The sequence below is a fragment of the Thermaerobacter nagasakiensis genome (genome assembly GCF_055396825.1).
In genome coordinates, this window is the sequence record NZ_AP043740.1 from 883970 (window position 1) to 903847 (window position 19878).

The window sequence follows — 19878 nt, forward strand, 5'->3', positions numbered from 1 at the left end:
GTCCTACCGGGGCCGCCCGCGCCTTACCGGGGCCCTGCTTGCTGCGGGTGAAGGTCCAACGCCGGCCGGCCTGCTGAGGCGAGCAAGCGGGGCGTGGCACCTATCCCGGTGTCCACGCCCCGCGCTCGGTTCATCCCTTGCCCCGGCATGGCGAGCGGGACTGCCCCGCCGTGCCGCGCGGGCCGGGTCGTTCCTTTGCGGGCGCCGGAGGCGTCCCGTCCCCGACGGGCTCCCGGGTTCCCCGGGCCCGGCGGATGCCCCGGCCTGCCGCCTGCCCGGCCCTCCGCGCGCCGGCCTGCCGGCTGCAGGCCGGAACCGGAACCGCACGGCCAAGGCGGGGTTGGCGTCAGCGCTCCCGCCGCTGCACGTCCAGCTGATAGTGTACCGTGGTGCCGGCGTCACCGGGACCCAGGTGGGTCACCAGGATCAGCTGGCGATTGGCGTTGCTCCGCCCGAGGGTCGCCTGCAGGGCGTTCAGGTCCTCCTGGCGCGGCTGGTTGTGGAAGCGGAAGTCCCGGACCTGGACCTTGCCGTTCCGCTCCAGCTGCACCACGGTCACCAGGTACGTGATGGGCTGGCCCGTCGCTTCGCCCAGGCTCTTGAACCCGTCCAGGCTGCCGCCGTCGAAGGGGCCCGCCACCATCCCGCCGCTGGCCCGGACCACCACGTTGTCGATGAACCAGCCGTCGTTGGCGGGGTCGCCGTCGTTGCCGGCCGCGGCCCAGTCCGTCACGTAGCGGAAGGCCAGCAGGAGGGACCGGCCGTCGTAGGCCGAGAGGTCGAAGGATTCGTGGCGCCATCCGCCGGACGAGCCGGTGAAGCCCGGCACGTTTTCCTGGATCCGCGGGTGGGCATGGGGGTCCAGCACGTCCGTGGTGTTCTCGTTGGCCAGGCTGGTCCAGGTCTTTCCGCCATCGGCCGAGACCTGGACGAACCCGTAGTCCCATGCCGCCTCGATGTCGTAGAAGTGGTCGAATTCCAGCACCGTGCCGCTGGCTCCCCGCAGGTCGAGGGACAGCACGAGCCACTGGTCCAGCAGGTCGCCGGTGCCGCTCCACAGGGCCAGCCCTTCGCCGCCGGCCGGAGCCGCGACCACCGACCAGGGGATGGGCAGGTAGTCGTCGCCGTTGAACTGCACCCGGGTCGCCCGGGCTTGATCGCGGGTCCAGGTGGCCGCCACGTCGGTCGCCCAGCCCGCCACCTGCCCGTCCCCGTAGGTGGCGGCGTCCAGGTTGATGCCGCCGCGGCTGCCGAACCGGGTCAGGTCGATGCTGTCGAACGCGTACTCCCGCGGCAGGCGGGACTGGCCGGCCGCCAGCAGCGCCACCTGGAAGTCGCGGTACACATCGGTGAACCGCTGCCGGTAACCCAATTCCGCCAGCACGGCGTCCACACCCTGGGAGCCGTTGGCCGGGTTGGCCACCAGCCGGCGGATCACCTCACCTCCGCCGAAATGGTCGTGCAGGTAGAGCTGGAACAGGTACGCGATCCCGTAGTCGGCCAGGATCTGCCGGTCGCCCTGATCCCCCCAGGCGGTCAGGGAGTTCTCCGGATTGTCCAGGTACCAGTCCACGTGGCTGTCGGGATGGCCGTATCCCACCAGGAACTCGGCGAAATCGGAGATCCCCTCGTTGATCCAGCTGTCCTCGTCGCTGTCGTAGTCATCGTGGATCAGGTGCTGGAACTCGTGGGCCAGGGTCCCGTCGTACAGGTGGGCGCGGCCCGTTCCGGGCACGCGGCGCCAAGGGGCGTCGTTGGGTCCCAGCCGCTGGGCCCAGTCGAAGGCGTCGACGGTGACGATGTTGCGGTCCATGTAGGCCTCGTAGGCCGACGCGTAGAACCCGGCCACGTAGGAGGGATAGCTCGGGTCATAGTAGTTCTCGTCCTTGACGTTCTCTACCAGGATGATGTCCCGTGCCTTGCCGTCGGCGGCGGTGTAATAGCCGTCGGGCACGTAGCCCCACACATCTAGAAGGGCCTCGGACCCGTCGTGCTGATCCCAGGGACCGAAGAACGCTTCTTCCTTGGGGCGGATGTTGCCCTCGAACTCATTGAGCAGGTAGGCCACCTGCTCGTCGGTGATGGCGACCATCTCGTTGCGCGGATCACCTGCGGGGAACGCCAGATTTTCCGCCACCCAGACTTCGGCGTGCTCGCTGATGCCCCGAAGCACGAAGGTCGTCGGCACCAGCCTGCCCCGCGCATAGTCCAGGGTGAAGAAAGTCCGCCGCGTTCCTGGGAGGGGGTCATAAGCCGCGCTGGCATACCGGATGCCCGGCTGGTCGACTGGGTCGGCTCCGATCACCTGGCCCTTGCGCATCACGGGGAATTGCTTGTGCCGGACGGCGGGTCCGATGTCGATGGGTTCCGGCTCGGTGAAACCGGCAGAACCGGCGGCAGCTGTGCCGCCGGCCGCAGCGGGTGATGCCTTCGGTGCGCCTGCCGCCAGCGCCTGGCTGCCGGAGCCGGTCTCGGGCCATGCTACCAGGGCGGTCCCCATGACGGCAGCGGCCAGTGCCGTTGCCAGCAGCCGGCGGGCACGGCGACGACGGGAACGATGCATCACGCCACATCCCTCCTCTGGAACAGCCTGTCTGGGGGAATGGTTTCGCCTTCCAGATGAGAGCTCCTTTCGCGAGACATGGCACGCATTGTCAATTCGGGTGCACAGCCACGCGGCGGGCGCCGGAACAGGGGGCTTCCCTGGCGTCGAGATTCGGCGCTACGCCCCCGCCGCCAGGATCGGAGCCCAGGATCGAAGCCCGACGGGCTCCCGGGCCATCGCGGTAGCCCGGAAGCCCGTCAGCGGTGCGCTGTGCCGGCGGCCCAGGGGAGCAGGGCGTCAGCGGTTGGGCAGGCTGCCGCCGCGGGCAGCGGGCCTGCGCAAGGGGAGCACCGGCCTGCCAAGGGGGGGCCGGCCGCCCGGGCCGGTGGGGGAGCCGGGCGTGGGGGATCCGGGCGGGCCCGAGGGCTGTGGGGCAGGCGAGCTGCTGCCTGCCGCCGCTCGCCAGCCCGCCCACGCCGGCATGACCACTCGCCCCAGGCTGGGACCGGGGGCATCGGAACGGGCCGGAGGTCTCCCCCGGTCCTCGGGCTGCAGGCCCGCCGGTGCAGGCGGGCGTCCCCCGGGCACGGGCGGTCCTTGCGCGGCTGCCGGAGAGCACCCCGCCGGAGTCCGGGAGGGGCGGCCCGATGACCGTAACACCCGCCGCCGGATCCTCCGGATCGCTCCGCTCCGGCCCGAGGTAGCCTGGCGGGCGGTCCCCCCGGGGCCGGGCGGTTGATGGGCCGCGTCCGGGTCAGCAGCAGCCGGCGGTGTCATGGGCCGTGGCATGCTCGTCGGCATGGCAGCGGGAACCTGCTGCGGTCCACCCGCCCCATGGTCCGGAGCCGGGAGGGTTCCGTCCGGTGCTGCGGCACCGGCTCCCGCCCCCGCAGCCACCGGTCCACCGCAGGCGCCGGGTGCGGCAGGCGCAGGGGGCGCCGCCGGGGAGGGCCTGGCCCCTGGGGACGCCGGCGCCCCAATGCCGGGCGGTGGGTTGTGCCCGGACGGGATCTGGAGCTGGCTAGGGGGGCGGCCGGAGGCATGCTGGGGTACCGGCAGGGAGTCTTCCTCCCCCCTGGTGGTCGTGGACGGTGGCTGCCCACCCCCACCAAGACCTTTCTCGAGGCGTTCCTGCGGCGGGTGGGCAGGGAGCGGGGCCTCGGCCGGCGAGCCGGCCGGGCCGGGGGCAGCGTGGGCGACCTCCCCCGGGGTGGTGGCCGGGCCGGGGAAGGCGCGAGAGCCATCTCCCGGTACGGCCGCCGGGCTCGCCGAACCCTGGGTGGCCTTCCCCAGCGTCGCCGCCTGGCTAGAGACACCCTGGATGACCTGCCCCACCGTAGCGGCATGGCTGGAGGCACCCTGGGGGATCTCCCCCAGCACGCCGGCCTGGCCGGGGGCACCTTGGGGGACCTCCCCCGGTGCCACCGCCGGCCTGGTCGACCCCCCCCCAGGCTTTCCCCCTGCCTTCCGCGGACCGGCCGCCGGGCACGGTGCCGGGTGGGGTGCCGGGACGCGCAGCGGCGCCAGCAGGGCCGGGTGCCGGCAGCGGCGGGCGGGGCTGCCAGGGCGGCAAGAGGGGCCGGGCGACCGCCGGGAGGAAGACCTGCGCGACTTCCAGGCCCGCCGCCTGGCGTGCCGGTGGGGCGTCCAGGGCATGACCAGCATCCGCTGCGGGACCTGCGGGATTGGCCTCGGTGCCAGGGTCCGGGGCGGCTCCCGGCGCCGAAGCGCCTGCCATGCCTCCGGGCCCCGGGGCCTCGGCCAGGCCGGAGCCGGGCAAGGACCGGGCCCGTGCCGCGACCGGGACCGGGAGCCGGGCGGTGTCCAGACACCACCGGCTGGCCGCCGCCGTCGCTGAGCCCAGGACGAACCCGGCCAGGCCGGCCAGGGCGGCCAGAACGGCGTACCCGGCGGGACCGGGGGGAAGGAAGCTGGGCCACCCCGGGCCGCCCGCCGTTCCTGGGGCCAAGGTGCCGGTGGCGGCCGTCCCCGCAGGCCCTGAGACAGGCCCCGAGATGGCCGGCCCGCTGGCGGGAGGGTTGTTGCCGAGACCGGGGCCCGCCTCCCAGGCGCCCGTGATCCAGAGCAGCCCGGTGTGGGCGATCCCAAAGAGGACGGCAGCGACCACGCCCAGGGCCACGGAGCGGGCCGCCCGCCGGCCCGGGGACCGGGACCCGCCGCCGGTGCCCGGGAGGGCGGGCAGGGGTGCCCCGGATCCCTGTTCACCGGCGGGTGCGGGGGAGCGGTGCGGTGGGGCGGCGGGCCGGCCGCCGTGCCCGGCTCCGGCATGGCGGCCGACCCGCCGGCGGAGGAGCTTCCGGGGCCGGCGTCCCTCCGCCGCCGGCCCGGGGTCGCCGGCCCCTGAGGTCTCCGTTCCGCGGCCGGCTCGCATGCGGGCAGGGCGCCTGCCGCCGCGGGCCGGCAAGAGCCAGAGCAGGCCCGAGAGGATGACCGGCTGGGCCGGGGCGGGCACCTCGGCCCTGCCGGCCAGGGCCAGCATGATCCCGGTCCGCAGCATCGTATAGGAAGCCGCCGCCGCGGGGGCGTCTTCCGGCCGCCGGGCCGACCCGGCGGCGTGGGCCAGCACCCAGGCTGCCAGGGTCACGGAAGCGGCGGCGTAAAGCCCAGAGGGCAGCCGGCGGGCAGGATGGTCCGCCGGCAGGGCGGCAAACTCCCAAGGTGCGAGGGCGGCGAGAGCCAGGGCCAGGGCACCGCCGTGCAGGATCCAGCGGAGCACCAGGGGCCGGGGGTCGTCCTGCAGAACCTCCGTCCCGGCTTCCTTCCCGGCCGGGGTGGGGCGCTGGCGTCCGGCCAGATCGCCGGCGGCCAGGGCGGCCAGCACGGCCGCGGCCAGGACGGCCAGGTCCCGGGCCGGCCACAGGGCCTGCCCCAGGGCCGGCAGGGCCACGTCCGCGCCCCAGCCCGCCCAGCCGGCTGCGGCTGCCAGATAGCCGCCCAGGGCCACCAGGTGCGGCAACCCGCCCAACCCGCGGCGGGCGGCCGCCCGCAGCCACCGGAGCCGTCCCTGCGCTTCGGGTTGGGCCACGGTGTGGTGCCGTCCCCGGACCTGGGCCGGCGGCCGGGGGCGGGGCCGGGCCGGCTCCTGCTCTGGAGGCCGGGTGAGGGGAACGACATGGCGCAGGGTCTGGGGCGAAACCGGGTAGGGAACCTGCGAGCAGGGGTTGACCCCTGCCGCCGGGGGGCTTTGGCGGGGGTCGCCGTTGTCCTTGAGGGGGGGGTCGCCCTGCGCCCCGGCGTTCCTGCGCAGGGCCCCGGCGTTGCCGCCCGGTGCCCGGGAGTGAAGGCGCCACCCGCGCCGGAGCCCGCGCACCGCTGCGGCCAGGCCCGAGGCGGCCATCCCCGCCGCCGGTGCGGCAAGGCCCAGGAGCAGCAGCGGGTGCGGCACGGGTTCGCCCGCGGGGTGGCGGACGGAGGCCGCCATCGTGGCATACAGGCCGGCCACCGCCAGCACGGTGCCCATGGCGGCCCCCCAGGCCCACGGCTGCGGCCCGCTGCCGCGCGCCCCGCGGGGCGCCGGGTCCCCGGCCGGGCCGGCCAAGCGCCCCGCACCGGGCCGCTCCTGTCCGGTATCCCGCGTGGGCCTGTCCGGCCCTGGCGGAATGGGCCCCGCAGCCACCGGGACGGGGCCCGGGAGGGCCGCCGGGACGGCGGCCTGGCGCCGGGCCATGGCTGCGGTCGCCGGGGGGGCCGGCAGGGGCGGTACCACCATCAGGGGCGGCCCTTCCCCTGCGCTGCGGGCGTGCTCCCCTGGGGAGGGATCCGCCGCGGCGCCGGGCCGGCGGGGGCCGCCGTCACCTGCCGGGCCGCGGACCGGCCGGCGGAAGGGGAGGGGTCGACGGGACGCCATGACCAAGCCTCCTTCGTGGTGACCGGAGCTGGCGGGAACCGGCGGGACCGGTGCGCGCAAACCCATGCGGTGCTGCATGATGCCGCGTGCGGTGCTGCGTGATGCCGCGGGGGCCACGGGGCCTCAAGCCAGCCTATGCGGCAGCCGGGCAGGATATGGCAGGCCCCCGGTCCGGCCGGCACCAATTTTTGCGAGCCGCAGCGGGGCGGGAGGAAAAGGCGCGGCCGTCGGAAAGAAAGGACTCGACAAGGAAGGACTCGATCAGCCAGCACACGGCAGAAGAACTCGCTGCCGCAAGCGGCCGTGAACGGCAGGCGAAAGGGTGTGAGCTTCGTCGTGGCGGTCATCCTCCGCCTTGTTGCGTGGGTCGTGCTGTGGCTCGGCGGGCTGGCGGCCACCCGGGCGGTGGTCGAACCGGCTGCCCGGCAGGGGGCTGAGGCCTTCCCCCAGCTGGCCTGGCCCGCCCTGGCCCTGGCCCTGCTGGGTGCGGCGGGAGCCTACGGCATCGTAGCGGCCGGCTGGGGCCGGTGGATGGACGGGCGCAGCGTCTGGCTGCGCCTGCCTCTGGCGCTGGTGTGGGCCGGGGGAGCGGCACTCCTGGTCCTGGCGGCCGCCAGCGCCCTGGCCCGGGTCGAACCCCTCACCGCCGGCCGGGTGACGCCGCCGGTGCTGCTGCTGGCCGTGCTCGGCTCCCGGCCGCTCTGGGTGGCAGGGCTGCTGGCGGCGCTGGCCGGTTCGACCCTGGGCGCCCGTCCCGCCGAGCGGCGGCGCCGGCTGGGCCCCGGCCGTCTTGGACTGTGAGCGGGCGGGGCCCGGTCCCGGGGCCGGGCTCGGCCACCGGGCGGGGACTTCAGTGGAGCCAGCGCACCCGCCACAAGGGCCAGAAGACCAGGACCGCCCGCCCGTCCAGCCGGTCGAGGGGCACCGGCCCGAAGGAGCGGCTGTCGTAGCTGCTCGGCCGGTTGTCCCCCAGGACGAACACCGTTCCCGGCGGTACCTCCACCGGGGGCAGGTCCGAGCGGTCACCGTACACCACGTACGGCTCGTCGATGACGGTGCCGTCGCGGATCACCCGGCCGTCCTCCATGGCCACGGTGGAACCGGGTCCGGCCACCACGCGCTTGATGTACTCGCCGCCCGGCTGCTGGAGCGGGCGGAACACCACGATTTCCCCCGGGCGGGGCTGCCGCCAGCGGGCGCCCAGCTTCAGGACCAGGACCCGCTCGCCGTGGTGGAGGGTGGGCTCCATGGAGTGGCCCTGCACCACGAAGGATTCGGCCACGAAGGCGCGGATCACCAGGGCCAGCAGCAGGGACAGGACCAGCGTTTGCAGGAGTTCCATGAGCACGCTTCCCAGTGCGCGAAATCGGACCATGAACAACGCTCCGTCAGAGGGACCGGACCCCGCGGAGATCCGGTCCCGGTTAATCCATTGGTATGACGCTCACTGCCGGGATCTTCCCTGGCGCCGCACCCGGGACCCGTACGCGGTGCTGGTGTCGGAGATCATGCTCCAGCAGACCCGGGTGGCCACGGCCCTGCCGTATTACCTTCGCTTTCTCCAGCGATTCCCGTCGGCCTGCCAGCTGGCGGCCGCGCCGGAGGAGGAGGTCCTCAGGCTCTGGCAGGGCCTGGGCTATTACCGGCGGGCCCGCCAGCTGCACCAGGCGGCCCGGGTGCTGGTGGAGCGCTACGGGGGCCGGGTTCCTGCGGACTTCGAGGCGGTCCGGTCCCTGCCCGGCGTGGGCGACTATACCGCCGGGGCGGTCTGCAGCATCGCCTTCGACCTCCCGGTGCCGGCCGTGGACGGCAACGCCCAGCGAGTCCTGGCCCGCCTGTTCGGTGTGGACGAACCGGCCGACCGGGCGGCGGGGCGCCGCCGGCTGGACGAGCTGGCGCGCCGGCTGGTCCAGGGACCGCGCCCCGGAGCCCTCAACCAGGCGGTCATGGAGCTGGGTTCCACCGTCTGCACGCCGCGCAGGCCGCGCTGCGACCGTTGCCCGCTGGCCGGCCTGTGCGTGGCCGGACGGTCGGGGCAGCCCGAGGCCTGGCCGGTGCGCCAGCGGGCTGTGCGCTGGGCTGAAGAGGACGTGGTGGTGGTGGGGTGCCTGCGGGGGGATCAGGTGGCGGTGATCCGCCGGCCGGAAGGGGGGCTGCTGGGCGGGCTCTGGGCCTTGCCCTACGCCCTGCGGCAGGAAGGGGAGACCTGGGTGCAGGCCCGGGACCGGCTGGGGGCGGTGCTGGCCGCCGAACTCGGGGGGTCCCTGCGCTGGTACCCTGACACCCTGCAGGGGCGGTGGGATTTCAGCCACCGGCGCTGGCACTGGCGCCTTTACCTGGCCTGGTCCGGCGGGGATCGGACTCCGGCCGGGGGCGCGGGGTCGGGCGCTGCGGCGCCCCCGCACGGCGCGGGCCTGCCCGGCCCTGCCGGTCGGGTGGCCGAAACGCCTGGGCCCTGGGATTCCGGAGCGGTCCGGTGGGTCGGCCTCGGCCACCTGGACGGCCTGCCCATGGCTTCCCTGGACCGGAGGCTGCTGGAGCAAGCCATGCAGGTTCTGGCAAAGCTGCCCCAGAGGCAGGTGCCGGGGCTGCGGGGGCAGGTGCCGCGGCTGCAGGAGCAGGCGCCGGGGCAACGGTCCCGGCCGGAACCGCTGCCGGGCCGGAGCCGGACGGGGCCGGGCGGGGCCAGGGAGGGGGCGGGGGCGGCGGGGCAGGAATGACAAAGCGGCAAGGCGGGGCGTGATGCCCCGCCTTGCCGCACCGGGCTGCGTTCGTCCGGCAGCCGGGAACCGGCGCCCGTGGCTTACCAGAGCTCGCCGATGCGCCTGCGGACCTCGCCCTCTTCGGGGAACCGGCCCGTTTCCGCCTTGTTGTAGACCTCGCGGCCTCCGGCGGTGACGATGAACCGGCCACCCGAAGAGGGGACCAGGGTCAAGGAGGCGACCCGGTCCGGGTATGCTTCCAGGATCTCTTCCGCCACACGGGCGGCTCGCGGCAGGTACCCTCAAGAGGTGCAGTACTCGATGCGGACTTCGATGCGGTCGCTCATCCCGAACCTCCCTTTCACCCGGTCGCCGTATCCGGCCGCGGTGGTCCCGGCCACCGGCCGGGCGGCGCCACCGGTCCTCGGCGGGCAGGCACCGGCGGCTGGCCGGCCGGCGCCCGTCCACCTCATGAATACATTACCACTGGCCCCTCCGGCGGTCCCTGCTCCGGGCCACAGGCCACCGGGCCACAAGCCACCCGGTGACAAGCCACCGGTGGAAGGTTCCGGGCCGGCCCGTTCCCCGACCCCGGTCACAGGATGCGCTTGCCGAAGGCGGAGGCGATGAGCGCCACCGCCACCTCGGCCGTGCGGTTGTGCACGTCCCGGATGGGGTTGACCTCCACCACCTCCATGCCCGCCAGCAGGCGGGATTCGGCCACGATCTCCATGGCCAGGTGGGATTCCCGGTAGGTCAGCCCGCCTACCACCGGAGTGCCCACCCCCGGCGCCACGTCGGGGTCGACCACGTCCACATCGAAGCTGACGTACAGCCGCCTCACGCCGCGGCCCTGCAGGTGCTGCAGCGCGCGCCGGGTCACCTCCGCGATGCCCAGCTCGTCGATCTGTTGCATGGTGTAGGTGACCATGCCCGTCTGCCGCAGCTTCTCCCGTTCCCCGGGGTCCACGTCCCGCAGGCCGATCATCACCAGGCGGTCCGGGGGCAGGTAACGCGGGAGCCAGCGGGTGTGGGCCAGCAACTCCGGATCGCCCTTGCCGACGATGCACGCCACCGGCATGCCGTGCACGTTGCCGGAGGGCGTGGTGGCGGCGTCATTGAAGTCGGCGTGGGCGTCGAACCAGAGGACCCCCAGGTCGCCGGCCCCCGCGCTGAGGAAGCCGCCCACCGAACCGACGGCCAGGCTGTGGTCGCCACCCAGGACCAGAGGCACCCGGCCTTCGGTCACCATGCGCGCAACCCGCTGGGCCAGCAGCCGCCATACCGGCTCGATGGCCTCGATGTGCTTGAGGCGCGGGTTGGCCGCATCCAGGCTTTCGGCCACGGGCACCTCCAGGTTGCCCAGGTCCCGCACCTGCCACCCCACCTGCCTCAGCGCCTCGGTCAGGCGGGCGTAGCGGATGGCGCTCGGACCCATGTCGGTACCGCGGCGGCTGCTGCCCAGGTCCATGGGAACCCCAAGGATGCCGACCTCCAAGACGTCCATCTCCTTTCCCCGCAACCGTTCCCCCCAAGGGCCGGAGGTCCCTTGGGACCGGAGGCATGAGCGGCTCGCGCACCCTGCCACCCCTGCCCGGCACCGCGCAGTCACCGCGACCGCCCGCCGCCCGGCAGGCGCCCTGCGCGCCGCGCCGTGCCCCGGGCACGGTACGCCGGCGCCCGGCGGCCCCCGCGACGGGCCCCGCCGCCCACGACTGGCCCGGTGCAGCGGACCGGCTCGCCTGCACCCGAGACCCCCGCCGCATGACCCGCGGCTCCGCGCACCAGCCCGTCCGGGGCGCAGTCCCTCGGTTCCGCCGGGGCCATCGGACCCGGCCGCGGCGTTCCCGGTGCGCCCCGCCCCCTGCGGCCATTATGGCATGTCCGGCCCGGGCATCCCTCGTGCCCGCAGCCGCTTCCGCAACGGCCGGGCCGGCGGGGCATCCTTTGCTTGACGGGACGGGCCGTTCCGGCCCAGGCACGCTGGCCGCGTTGCGGCGCCATCACCATCCCGGCAGAGGAGGTCGTGGCCATGGAGAACACGGGCGTCATGATTGTTCTGGGGCTTCTGGTGGTGGGGGGCCTGGCCTTCTGGGTGGTGAACCGGGCGGGCATCCGGGCCGGCCTGCCCGGCGACATCCCCTCCCGGCCCCGCCCGGTGGAGGGCCGGCCGGTCAACCCCCGGAAGCCCACGGTGGGCGGCGATACCTTCACGGCGGCGGACAACGTCCTGACCGGAGGGGACGAACCCGGCGAGCCCGGCGAGCCGGGTGAAGGGCGCCAGCAGGAGGCTCGTACGGGGAGCAGGGAGAACGGCCCGGCCGCCGAGGGGTCGCGCCAGGGTGACTGAACGGCGCGCTGCGCAGGGTGGTGCGCCGGCCCGAAACACGGGGCCCCCGCCGGAGCGCGGGGCGGCAGCCGCTGACTGCGGGGGCAGCAGGGGTTTCGGACCGCCATAGGGTGCGGCCCAGCGACCGTGGCCGGGCGGCCGCCTCCCCAGGGCCGGCAGCCGCCGGCTCTGCCCGGGCCCTGTGGCCCACCGGCGGCCGCGTCCCCGGGACTTCCCTCGGGAGCGGGCCTCCACCGGCCGCTCCGGTCCTGGCCGCCAGGTGCGCCGGGGCGCCCCTGCCATGACTTGCCGGCGTGAGGCGAAGGGCGACGGATCATATTACGACTGCCAGCCTCGGCAAAAAGGCACGGGCCTCGGGAGGAGGTGACAGGCCTTGGCTCGTGGTCAGCAGAGCAACCGGCATCTGGTCCCGGGTGCTTCACGGGCCCTGGATCAGTTCAAGTATGAGGTGGCGCGGGAGCTGGGCATCCAGATTCCTCCCGACGGGTACTGGGGTGACATGCCCACCCGGTTGACGGGTGCCGTCGGCGGCCATATGGTGCGCCGCATGATCGCCCTGGCGGAGCAGCAGCTGGCGCAGCGGGGCACCCTGCCGCCGGCCGACGCGACCCGCGGCGCCGCAGCGCCGGCCTTCGGGACGGCGAACTGGGCGGCCGGCCGGGCCGACGCCTTCCAGCCGGCCCCCCGGGTTTGACCGGCCGGCGGGTTCTCCGGCCCGGTGATCCTGCCGGCCGAGCCGGCCATCCGTCGCCGGCGGGGTCCTGCGGGCGGTAGAGCCCGTCACGGCTTCCGCCGGGCGGGATCCCGGCCGCTGCCCGGACGGGCGGCCCTGCAGCCCGAGGCGACGGCCGCACCGGGCGAGGCAGGGGCCGGGGGCCGGTTCCACCGGCAACACGGCGATACCGGGAAGACCGGCGGTACGTGGGATCGGAAACAGGCTGCGGGCCTTGGCGACCATCGACCCGGCCTGGGCGGACGATCCGGCCTGCGGGCGGGGCGGCGGCAAGGCCCGTTTCCCCTTTCCAGCCTGTGGCCTTCAAGCCCGGGGTGCCCGGGGTCTTGAGGTTGCGCCCGGGCTCAAGGTTGCACGGTGTACCAGAGCCAGGAGGCGATGTAGGCCAGCTGGCCCGTCAGCACCAGCACGCCCAGCAGGACCAGCGCCACGCCGCTGGCCTGTTCCACCCGGCGGAGCAGGGGGCCGCCCCGGCGCAGCCGGTCCGGCTGGAGGCGGTCGATCAGCACCGCCAGGGTGAAGAACGGGACGGCAAACCCCGCGGTGAAAGCGGCCAGCAGGAGCATGCCCTGGGCAACGGTCCCCGTGGACGAAGCCAGCAGCAGGATGGATCCCAGCACCGGGCCCACGCAGGGTGTCCAGCCCACGCCGAAGGCCGCACCCATCAGGGTCCCGGGCCAGAATCCGCCCGCGCCGGCGGCCGGCGCCTGCGCCCACGCCGGGCGCCACTCGCGCTGGAGCCACTGGAGCCGGATGACCCCTAGCATCTGCAGGCCAAAGAAGACGATCAGGACCCCCGCCACCTTCTCCAGCACGCTTTTGTACGCGATGAGCAGGGCTCCCGCCGCCGACAGGCTGGCCCCCGTGGCCATGAACACCAGTCCCAGCCCCAGGACGAACCCGGCCGCGCCGGCCAGGCGCCGGGAAGAAGGGTGTCGCAGGCCACCCGGCGCCGTTGCCGGCCCCGGCGGGGCAGTCCCTTGCGCCGGCCCTGCCGTGCCACCCAGCAGGGCCAGATAGGCCGGGTAGAGCGGCCAGACGCACGGCGAGAAGAAGTAGGCCATCCCGGCCAGCAGGGCGATGCCCGCCGTCACCTGGGTTTCCGGACCCATGTTGCAACAGAGCCTCCTCCGCCCGGGGGGCGCAGGTCCCCCGCGGGCTTGGTGTGGCGCTAGACCTGGTCCGGGTCGGGCGGGCCCGGCCGGGCCAGGGCCGGCCGGACCGGCCTGCCGGGGGGACCGGCGCAGCAGGACCCGTCCGCCGCGGGTCCAGCCCGCCGCCGCATCACGCCGCCGGCCGGTCCAGGGCCCCCGCCTCCATGGCGATCCGCTTCAGCTCGGCGATGGCGTCCTGGACATAGGCCGGCAGCCACAGGGCCCGGCAGGTCTCCTTGCTGGGCGTGACGGACCGCATGAAGAGGTACGTGCTCAGGAAGTCCACGTAGACGCGGCGACCGTCGGTGGTGCCCACCTCAAGGTACGACGTGTTGGGCGAAAGCTCGAAGAGGAAGCGGAAGTTGGGCTGCTCCGCCTCGGGATCCACCCGGGGCTCGCCGAAGCGCGCCGCCAGGGCCTCCCGCAAGCGGGCCACCCGCGGGCCCAGCTGCCCGGCGGGCGCCTCGTCCACCAGCCGGTCGAAGGCCGTACCCGTCACCCGCCGCCGTTCCAGTTCCTCGATGGTCTGGCGGAACAGGGGCTGGTCCAGCCGGCCGACCACGTTCTCCATGCCCTTTCCTCCCTCCGGAAGCGGATTCGTCCCCTCCACCGCGAATTCTACCGCCCCGCAGGGCAGGGGGAAACCGCCGCGGGCCCGCCGGCAGCCGGCCCGCAGGCCGTCCCAGGAATCGTGTCCCAGCCGGCCCCTCAAGTGGTAACATGTTTTGCTGTGGCGCTGGAGGCGATGCCGCTGGTGATCCGGATTCCGGTGACGGCCTGGTGGTTCCCGCTGGCCGGCCTGGGGTGGGGGCTGGTGCTTTATGGCCTCCCCCTGGTGCTGGGCCTTGCCCTTTCCCGGCTCCCAGGTCGCGGGGGAGGGCAGCCCGGGCCCCGCGGCAGGCCCCGCAGCTGGCCTGGCGGCACCACGGGCGGGCGCGGGCTGGCGGCCGGGTTTTTCACCTATCTTTTGCTGTCGAACTGGCTGGCGACCCTGGGGCTTGGCCTGGAGGGCCCCGGGTGGGGCCGGGGCCTGTGGCTCCAGGCCGCCTTTCTTGCCGCCTTCCTGATCCCGGCCTACGCCGGCTGGCTCCGGCCCGGCGGGCGGATGGGCCGGCGGGTCGGCTGGACCTGGGCCGCCGCCCTCGGCCTGGACGGAGCCGCGGGGGCCTGGGTAGTGCGCGCGGCCCTGGAGGCGGGCGGGCTCGCCGCCGCGCCGGCTGCCGCTCTGGCGGCGGCCCGGCTGCTGCTGGCGTGGGGGCTGGGCCTTTTGCTGGCCGACGGCCGGCGGCCGCCGCGGCGCCAGCTCCTGGCGGGGGGCGTGGTGGCCGGCCTGCCCCCCCTGGTGACGGCAGTCCTCCCCGCCGGTGCGGGGCTGGTCGCCTGGAGCCTGGTGCTGCGGGCCGCCGCGGCCGGCCTGGTGCTCTCGGGGCTGGCCGGCGGGCGGCTGGTGCCGGGGGCGCGCCGCCTCCGTGGCGAAGCCCAGTGGGCCTTTGCCCTGGCCATGGCCGCGGCCATGGCGGCGATGTTCCTCCTGGCCCAGTGGATGGCGCTTCCGCTGGGTCCCGGGGGTACGCTCCTGCCCTGATCCTGATCTTCCCGGATTGCAACGCCCGGAGGGCCATCCCGAATTGCAAGTCCAGGCCTTGTGAAATCCATCACGAAACACAACAAGCCTCCGCAAGGAGGCTTGTTGTGTCTGGGGGATGCGTCACGGGGCGGTGCGGCCGCCCGCGAGAGGGGTGTACCGACAGCGGTGTTGCCCGCTTATCGGTTGCAACCGGGCCGGGTGTTGGGCCCGATTGCAAGTCTAAAATAGCAGCCTTGCAGAAAGCGGCCCAATCGGGCGCAGGTGGTATCTCTGCGTCGGGTGATGACCTGAGTGGCGGAGTTGCACCGGTGAAGCAGAGCTGCAAGTTCGGCGACCCCCCCGGAAGACCCGCTCAAGCCAAGCGCCCCGCTCAAGCCGAGCGGTGGGTGGAGGCATCCTATGGGGGCGCGCCCAACGGGAACGCCCTGGCGGGCTGCATGCGCAGCGACATGGACGGCATGGACCATGATCCCAGGATCCCAGGGGGTGGGGCGGGCCTTGCTGGCGGGAACGACGGCGCTGCTCATCGGACTGGCCCTTCTGGTGCTGCTGGGCGTGACCCACCAGGTGCTGGACCGGATGCGGCTCAGCAAGACGGCGGCCCTGGTCCTTCTCGGCCTGATGATCGCGGGCACCTTCCTGCCGGAGGTGTCCCTGGGACCCCGGGTCAGCGTCGACCTGGGCGGGGCCCTGGTCCCGGCGGCCGTCGCCATCTATCTCCTGGTCACGGCCGACCATGCCTTCGAGCGCCGCCGGGCCCTGGTGGCATCCCTGTGGACGGCCGCGGCCGTCTACGCCAGCGACTGGTTCCTCCCCAGCGATCCCGGCGGCGGCCGCTGGTGGCTCATGGACCCCTTGTGGGCTCCCGTGGTGGTGGCGGCCGTCTTCGGATACCTGGCCGGGCGCTCGCGCCGGTCGGCCTTCATCGCCGCGACCCTGGGCGTGATGCTGGTCGACCTGATCGGCGCGGTCACCGGCAGCCTCCGCGGGATCCCCGGCGCCTGGGCCAACCTGGGGGGCGGCGGGGTGCTGGACGCGGTGGTCCTGGCGGGGGTGGGTGCGGTCGCCCTGGCGGAACTGGTCGGGGAGGCGCGGGAGTGGCTGGCCCGCCGCGCGCCCTGGCGTCGCGGCGCGGCCCGGCCGGTGGCGCGCCCGCCGGTGGCGGAGGCGGAGCAGCCGGCGGCGCCCTCGGCCGCGGCCTCGTGGCTCCTGGCAGGGCTGGCGGTGGCGGTGGTGGCCACCACCGCCTGGCTGGGGCCGCGGTTCCAGAACCCTGCCGGCGACGAGCTCTTCGATACCCACATGGAACTGCGCGAGATCGGGACGGAGCGGCTGCTTTTGGCTTCGGCCCGCATCATGATGGCCGGGGACATCTGGATCGACGCGGCCGACCGCTGGTACCGCATCGTCCGGGTGGACGGCCGCACGGCCTACGCCCGTGCCCTGCTCCCCCCCGCCGACGGGACCCTGGCCGGGGAGCCCGGTCGTCCCAACCTGGACAGCCTTGCCGCGCCGCCGCCCGCCCTCTTCTCCCCCTGGCGGCTCGCCCCGCCGGGAATGGTGCCCGATCCCTGGGGAGCCGTGCCGGGCGGGTCCGAACCAGTCCCGGCCGGCGCTGCGGCAGGCCTGGGCGGGTGGGGGCCTGGCCCCCGGCCGGGACCGGCCTCCCTGGCAGCGGCCCTGCCGCTGGGGGCCCTGTTCCAGAAGGTGGTCGACCCGGCCCCTGTGCGGCCCACTCCCCGGGGCGAGGGGCTCATCGGCATCTACCACACCCATAACGACGAGTCGTACATCCCGACCGACGGGACCCACAGCGTGGAGGGCCGCGGGGGCATCCACAAGGTGGGCGACGTTCTCGGGCGCGAGCTGGCCGAGCACGGCTTCCGGGTGGTGAAGTCCGAGGCGCTGCACCTGCCCCACGACCGGGGAGCCTACCGCCGCTCGCGGCGTACGGCCCTCAAGATGATGCCGAAGAACCCGCTGGTGCTTCTCGACGTGCACCGGGACGCCACGCCGCCCGAGTTCTACCGGGAGGTGGTGAAGGGCCAGCCGGTCACCCAGATCCGGCTGGTGGTCGGGCGGGAGAATCCCTTCCGCCGCACGAACCTGGCCTTTGCGCGCCGGCTCAAGGCCGAGGCCGACCGCAGCTTTCCCGGGCTGGTCAAGGGAATCTACTACGGCCGCGGCAACTACAACCAGGATCTGGGACCCAGGACCCTGTTGCTGGAGGTCGGCGCCCATACGAACAGCCGGATCCGGGCGGAGCGGGGCGCCGCCATGTTTGCCACGGTTCTCGACCGGACCCTGGCCCGGCGCTCGCGCTAGCGCCCGGCGCCCCGGCACCCGGCGCTCGCGTGCCAAGGCGCTTCAACACCCTCCGCTCCAGCGCCCGGCGCTCCAGCGCCGGGCGCTCGGGCCGGCTTGCAAGCACCATAATAGGCATAGGAACGGGCGCCGGGCCGGCGAGGAGGTGGCGGCGGATGAACAGGCGGCACGGATCCGTCCTGCTGGGTGTCGCCCTGGGCGGGGGCGGCCTGCGGGGCCTGGCCCACGTCGGGGTGCTGCGGGCCCTCCAGGAAGCCGGCTACTCGCCGGACATCGTCACCGGCACCTCCAGCGGCGCCATCCTGGCCGCCCTCTGGGCCTGCGGCTGGAGCCCCGCCCAGATGGAAGACGTGGCCCGGCGCCTGCGGTCGGCCGAGCTCTACGATTCCAACCTCACCTGGGGTTCGGCGCTGGCCGTGCTGGCTCAGGTGCTGGGCTTGCGCTGGCGGCCCCGGCGGCCGGTTCCTCAGGGCATGCTGCAGGGCCAGAAGCTGGAGCGCCTCATCGGCCTCTGGACCCGCGGCATCCGGCTGGAGCAGCTGGAGCGGCCGGTGGCGATCATGGCGGCCGACGTGCGCTCGGGCCGGGCGGCGGTCTTCTGCCCGCCCGCCTACCGGGAACGGGTCGAACGGGCCATGCCCGGCGCCATCGTGCTGGACAAGGGGAGCCTGGCCGCGGCCGTCCGGGCCAGCATCGCCATTCCGGGGATCTTCGAGCCCAAGCGCCTGGGACCGTACCTCCTGGTGGACGGTGCCGTCAAGGACAAGGTGCCGGCCGAGGCGGCCCGAGCCCTGGGCGCCCAGGTGGTCCTGGCGGTCGACGTGTCGGTGCGGCAGCGCCGCGAACCCGCGGGCCTGCTGGACTTTCTCGGGCAGGCCTTCGACCTCATGGCCCGGGACCTGGCAGCCTTCAAGCTGGAGCGGTTCGCCGACCTGGTGGTCCAGCCCGATCTGCCCGATGTGGAACTGACCGACCTGCACCGGGTGCCCGAGTGCATCGAGGCCGGTGCCCGGGCCCTCCGGGAGGCCCTCGAGGACCTGCAGCGGCTGCTGCACCCCGCCCCCGCCGACGCGGCGTCGGGGGAAGCGCTGACCTGACGCCCCGCCGCCGGTCCCCTCATCATGAGCAGGATTCTCCCAAGCCGGCACCCCGAAAGCCGCCCGGCTTCGCCCCCAGGTGCCCCTGCACCGGCACGCGGCCCCTTGTTCCTTCCAGGCCCCGCCCTTTCCCGGCGCCGCCCGCGGCCTGTTCTACCTGGCCCCTGGCCGGGCCTCTCCCGTGCCCGCGTCCCCTGTTTCTTCTACCCCGCCTGCAGCGCGCATAGCCTAGCCTGGGCCGGTCCCTGGTGCCCGGGCCGGTGGGGACCCGGCTGGGTCCGGGCGGGGGTCCGGCCCGGCATCCCTGGTTCCACCGGGACCGGGTGGGGGTGGACCTATGGCTGGACCAGGCCGCGCTTCCGGGCGCGGGCCGTTCCGGCCCGGCGGTGGTCAACGGCACGCGGGGCGGTGGCCCTTCCGGGCCCGTTCGTCCGGCGCCGGCGATGCGGTCCGGGCCCTTCGGGGCAAGCTGGCCCGGGTCCGGGGCGGCCCGGGCGGCCCTGGAGCCCCCGCTCCCCCGCCAGCCCCAGGAGCGGCCCGGGCGGAGCAACACCGCCCGGCGCCCCGGCCGGGACGGCGGCTACCGCGGGGGATGCTGGCGGGCCTGGTGCTGGCCGGCGCCCTCCTCTGGGTGGGCGGGCACCAGGCCGGAGGGGGCCTGGAGGGGGCCGGTCCCGTCTGCGGCGAGCAGGAAGGGGCCCGCAGCGCCTACTGGCGGTTTGCCCGCTGGTGGCGGTCGGTGGCGGGACTTGCCCTGCAGGGCGGGCAGGCGGTGGCGGCCTCCGGCGGCGACGTGCTGATCGTGATCGATATCGACCGGCGGCAGCTGACGGTTTACCGCGACGGGGTGCCGGTCAAGACCTTCCCGGTGGCCGCGGGCCGGCCCGGCGAGCCGTCGCCCGTGGGCGAGTGGCGGGTGACGGACATCGCCCACTGGCCCGGCGGCCCCTTTGGCGCCCGCTGGTTCGGCCTCAGCGCCCCCTGGGGGTCGTACGGGATCCACGGGACCAACAACCCCGGCTCCATCGGCACCTACGCCAGCCTCGGCTGCATCCGCATGTTCAACGAAGACGTGATGACCCTGGACCACCTGGTCCAGGTGGGGACCCCGGTCAAGATCACCGGCACCACCGAGGTCTACTACCGCCTGCCCGTCTACCGGCGCGGGGACGTGGGCCAGGATGTGGTGCTGCTGCAGCTGGCGCTGCGGGCCACGGGGTTCGACCCCGGGGTGGCCGACGGCGTCTACGGCGGCGCCACGGAGAAGGCCGTGGCCGAAGCGCAGTGGTGGTTCGGCCTGCATCCCGACGGCACGGCCGACGCGGCCCTGCAGCGGCTGGTGGGTTTCCGGCCGTGACGCCTTCCGGCCGTAGCGGCTTCCGGCCGTAACGGCCGCCAAAGGCGCGGCCGGCCCCGGGCGGCCGGGAGATCGCCTTGCCATTCAGTGGCCGGCGGGACCGGTGCCGTGGGAGATCGCCGCCACATCCTGCTGGGGAGCGGGGCGGAGGATTGGGGC

General features: G+C 74.6%; 15 protein-coding genes. 8 read left to right on the top strand and 7 right to left on the bottom strand.

Going from position 1 to position 19878, the window contains the following annotated elements:
- Positions 1-346: 346 nt before the first annotated feature.
- Both ACZ5T9_RS03875 and ACZ5T9_RS03880 read right to left on the bottom strand, forming a co-directional pair.
- Entirely contained in the window at positions 347-2563 is a 2217-nt protein-coding gene (locus ACZ5T9_RS03875; RefSeq protein WP_464834388.1) for a peptidase M6, read from the bottom strand.
- Between the two features lie 1288 nt (positions 2564-3851).
- Positions 3852-6026: a hypothetical protein gene (locus ACZ5T9_RS03880; RefSeq protein WP_464833950.1), complete on the bottom strand. Its 2175-nt coding sequence runs from the start codon at positions 6024-6026 to the stop codon at positions 3852-3854.
- A gap of 711 nt (positions 6027-6737) precedes the next feature.
- Here ACZ5T9_RS03880 and ACZ5T9_RS03885 point away from each other — a divergent pair.
- Positions 6738-7214, top strand: a complete 477-nt coding sequence (locus tag ACZ5T9_RS03885; protein WP_464833952.1) for a hypothetical protein — start codon at positions 6738-6740, stop codon at positions 7212-7214.
- A 49-nt stretch (positions 7215-7263) separates the two neighbouring features.
- Here the strand turns inward: ACZ5T9_RS03885 and lepB are convergent, their stop codons facing one another.
- A complete protein-coding gene (gene lepB / locus ACZ5T9_RS03890) occupies positions 7264-7755 on the bottom strand; it encodes a signal peptidase I (protein WP_156821679.1) in 492 nt (163 codons plus the stop codon).
- Positions 7756-7786: 31 nt separating this feature from the next.
- Here lepB and mutY point away from each other — a divergent pair, with 31 nt between their 5' ends.
- Complete coding sequence (gene mutY, locus ACZ5T9_RS03895) at positions 7787-9133, top strand: A/G-specific adenine glycosylase (RefSeq protein WP_464834389.1); 1347 nt, start codon at positions 7787-7789, stop codon at positions 9131-9133.
- Between the two features lie 83 nt (positions 9134-9216).
- On the opposite strand, the gene ACZ5T9_RS03900 is transcribed toward mutY, so the two are convergent.
- Together ACZ5T9_RS03900 and rocF are read right to left on the bottom strand one after the other, a co-directional pair.
- Positions 9217-9462 carry a SelT/SelW/SelH family (seleno)protein gene (locus tag ACZ5T9_RS03900; RefSeq protein WP_006903078.1) on the bottom strand — a complete coding sequence of 82 codons (246 nt, stop codon included), beginning with the start codon at positions 9460-9462 and terminating at the stop codon, positions 9217-9219.
- A gap of 248 nt (positions 9463-9710) precedes the next feature.
- Positions 9711-10622 (bottom strand): arginase, encoded by a 912-nt coding sequence (rocF, locus tag ACZ5T9_RS03905; protein WP_464833953.1) that lies wholly within the window; start codon positions 10620-10622, stop codon positions 9711-9713.
- A gap of 525 nt (positions 10623-11147) precedes the next feature.
- Here rocF and ACZ5T9_RS03910 point away from each other — a divergent pair.
- Positions 11148-11465, top strand: a complete 318-nt coding sequence (locus ACZ5T9_RS03910; RefSeq protein WP_464833954.1) for a hypothetical protein — start codon at positions 11148-11150, stop codon at positions 11463-11465.
- Between the two features lie 373 nt (positions 11466-11838).
- Positions 11839-12159 carry an alpha/beta-type small acid-soluble spore protein gene (locus tag ACZ5T9_RS03915; protein WP_006903083.1) on the top strand — a complete coding sequence of 107 codons (321 nt, stop codon included), beginning with the start codon at positions 11839-11841 and terminating at the stop codon, positions 12157-12159.
- 383 nt (positions 12160-12542) lie between these two features.
- On the opposite strand, the gene ACZ5T9_RS03920 is transcribed toward ACZ5T9_RS03915, so the two are convergent.
- Positions 12543-13310: a cytochrome c biogenesis CcdA family protein gene (locus ACZ5T9_RS03920; protein WP_464833955.1), complete on the bottom strand. Its 768-nt coding sequence runs from the start codon at positions 13308-13310 to the stop codon at positions 12543-12545.
- Between the two features lie 172 nt (positions 13311-13482).
- Positions 13483-13923, bottom strand: a complete 441-nt coding sequence (locus tag ACZ5T9_RS03925) for a hypothetical protein (RefSeq protein ID WP_116899909.1) — start codon at positions 13921-13923, stop codon at positions 13483-13485.
- 174 nt (positions 13924-14097) lie between these two features.
- Between ACZ5T9_RS03925 and ACZ5T9_RS03930 the strand changes: the two genes are divergently transcribed.
- From ACZ5T9_RS03930 to ACZ5T9_RS03945, 4 genes are all read left to right on the top strand, one after another.
- Complete coding sequence (locus ACZ5T9_RS03930; protein WP_464833956.1) at positions 14098-14937, top strand: hypothetical protein; 840 nt, start codon at positions 14098-14100, stop codon at positions 14935-14937.
- Between the two features lie 468 nt (positions 14938-15405).
- Entirely contained in the window at positions 15406-17265 is a 1860-nt protein-coding gene (spoIIP, locus tag ACZ5T9_RS03935) for a stage II sporulation protein P (protein ID WP_464833957.1), read from the top strand.
- A 155-nt stretch (positions 17266-17420) separates the two neighbouring features.
- A complete protein-coding gene (locus ACZ5T9_RS03940; protein WP_464833958.1) occupies positions 17421-18362 on the top strand; it encodes a patatin-like phospholipase family protein in 942 nt (313 codons plus the stop codon).
- A gap of 592 nt (positions 18363-18954) precedes the next feature.
- Positions 18955-19719, top strand: coding sequence for a L,D-transpeptidase family protein (locus ACZ5T9_RS03945; RefSeq protein WP_464833959.1), 765 nt, complete (start codon positions 18955-18957; stop codon positions 19717-19719).
- The last annotated feature ends 159 nt before the right edge of the window (positions 19720-19878 follow it).

Excerpts from the sequence above, each read along its gene's own strand:
- ACZ5T9_RS03875 (WP_464834388.1), bottom strand. The coding sequence starts at position 2,563 with ATGCATCGTTCCCGTCGTCGCCGTGCCCGCCGGCTGCTGGCAACGGCA.
- ACZ5T9_RS03880 (WP_464833950.1), bottom strand. The coding sequence starts at position 6,026 with ATGGGCACCGTGCTGGCGGTGGCCGGCCTGTATGCCACGATGGCGGCC.
- lepB (WP_156821679.1), bottom strand. The coding sequence starts at position 7,755 with ATGGAACTCCTGCAAACGCTGGTCCTGTCCCTGCTGCTGGCCCTGGTG.
- mutY (WP_464834389.1), top strand. The coding sequence starts at position 7,787 with ATGAACAACGCTCCGTCAGAGGGACCGGACCCCGCGGAGATCCGGTCC.
- rocF (WP_464833953.1), bottom strand. The coding sequence starts at position 10,622 with ATGGACGTCTTGGAGGTCGGCATCCTTGGGGTTCCCATGGACCTGGGC.
- ACZ5T9_RS03910 (WP_464833954.1), top strand. The coding sequence starts at position 11,148 with ATGGAGAACACGGGCGTCATGATTGTTCTGGGGCTTCTGGTGGTGGGG.
- ACZ5T9_RS03920 (WP_464833955.1), bottom strand. The coding sequence starts at position 13,310 with ATGGGTCCGGAAACCCAGGTGACGGCGGGCATCGCCCTGCTGGCCGGG.
- ACZ5T9_RS03925 (WP_116899909.1), bottom strand. The coding sequence starts at position 13,923 with ATGGAGAACGTGGTCGGCCGGCTGGACCAGCCCCTGTTCCGCCAGACC.
- ACZ5T9_RS03930 (WP_464833956.1), top strand. The coding sequence starts at position 14,098 with ATGCCGCTGGTGATCCGGATTCCGGTGACGGCCTGGTGGTTCCCGCTG.
- spoIIP (WP_464833957.1), top strand. The coding sequence starts at position 15,406 with ATGATCCCAGGATCCCAGGGGGTGGGGCGGGCCTTGCTGGCGGGAACG.
- ACZ5T9_RS03940 (WP_464833958.1), top strand. The coding sequence starts at position 17,421 with ATGAACAGGCGGCACGGATCCGTCCTGCTGGGTGTCGCCCTGGGCGGG.
- ACZ5T9_RS03945 (WP_464833959.1), top strand. The coding sequence starts at position 18,955 with ATGCTGGCGGGCCTGGTGCTGGCCGGCGCCCTCCTCTGGGTGGGCGGG.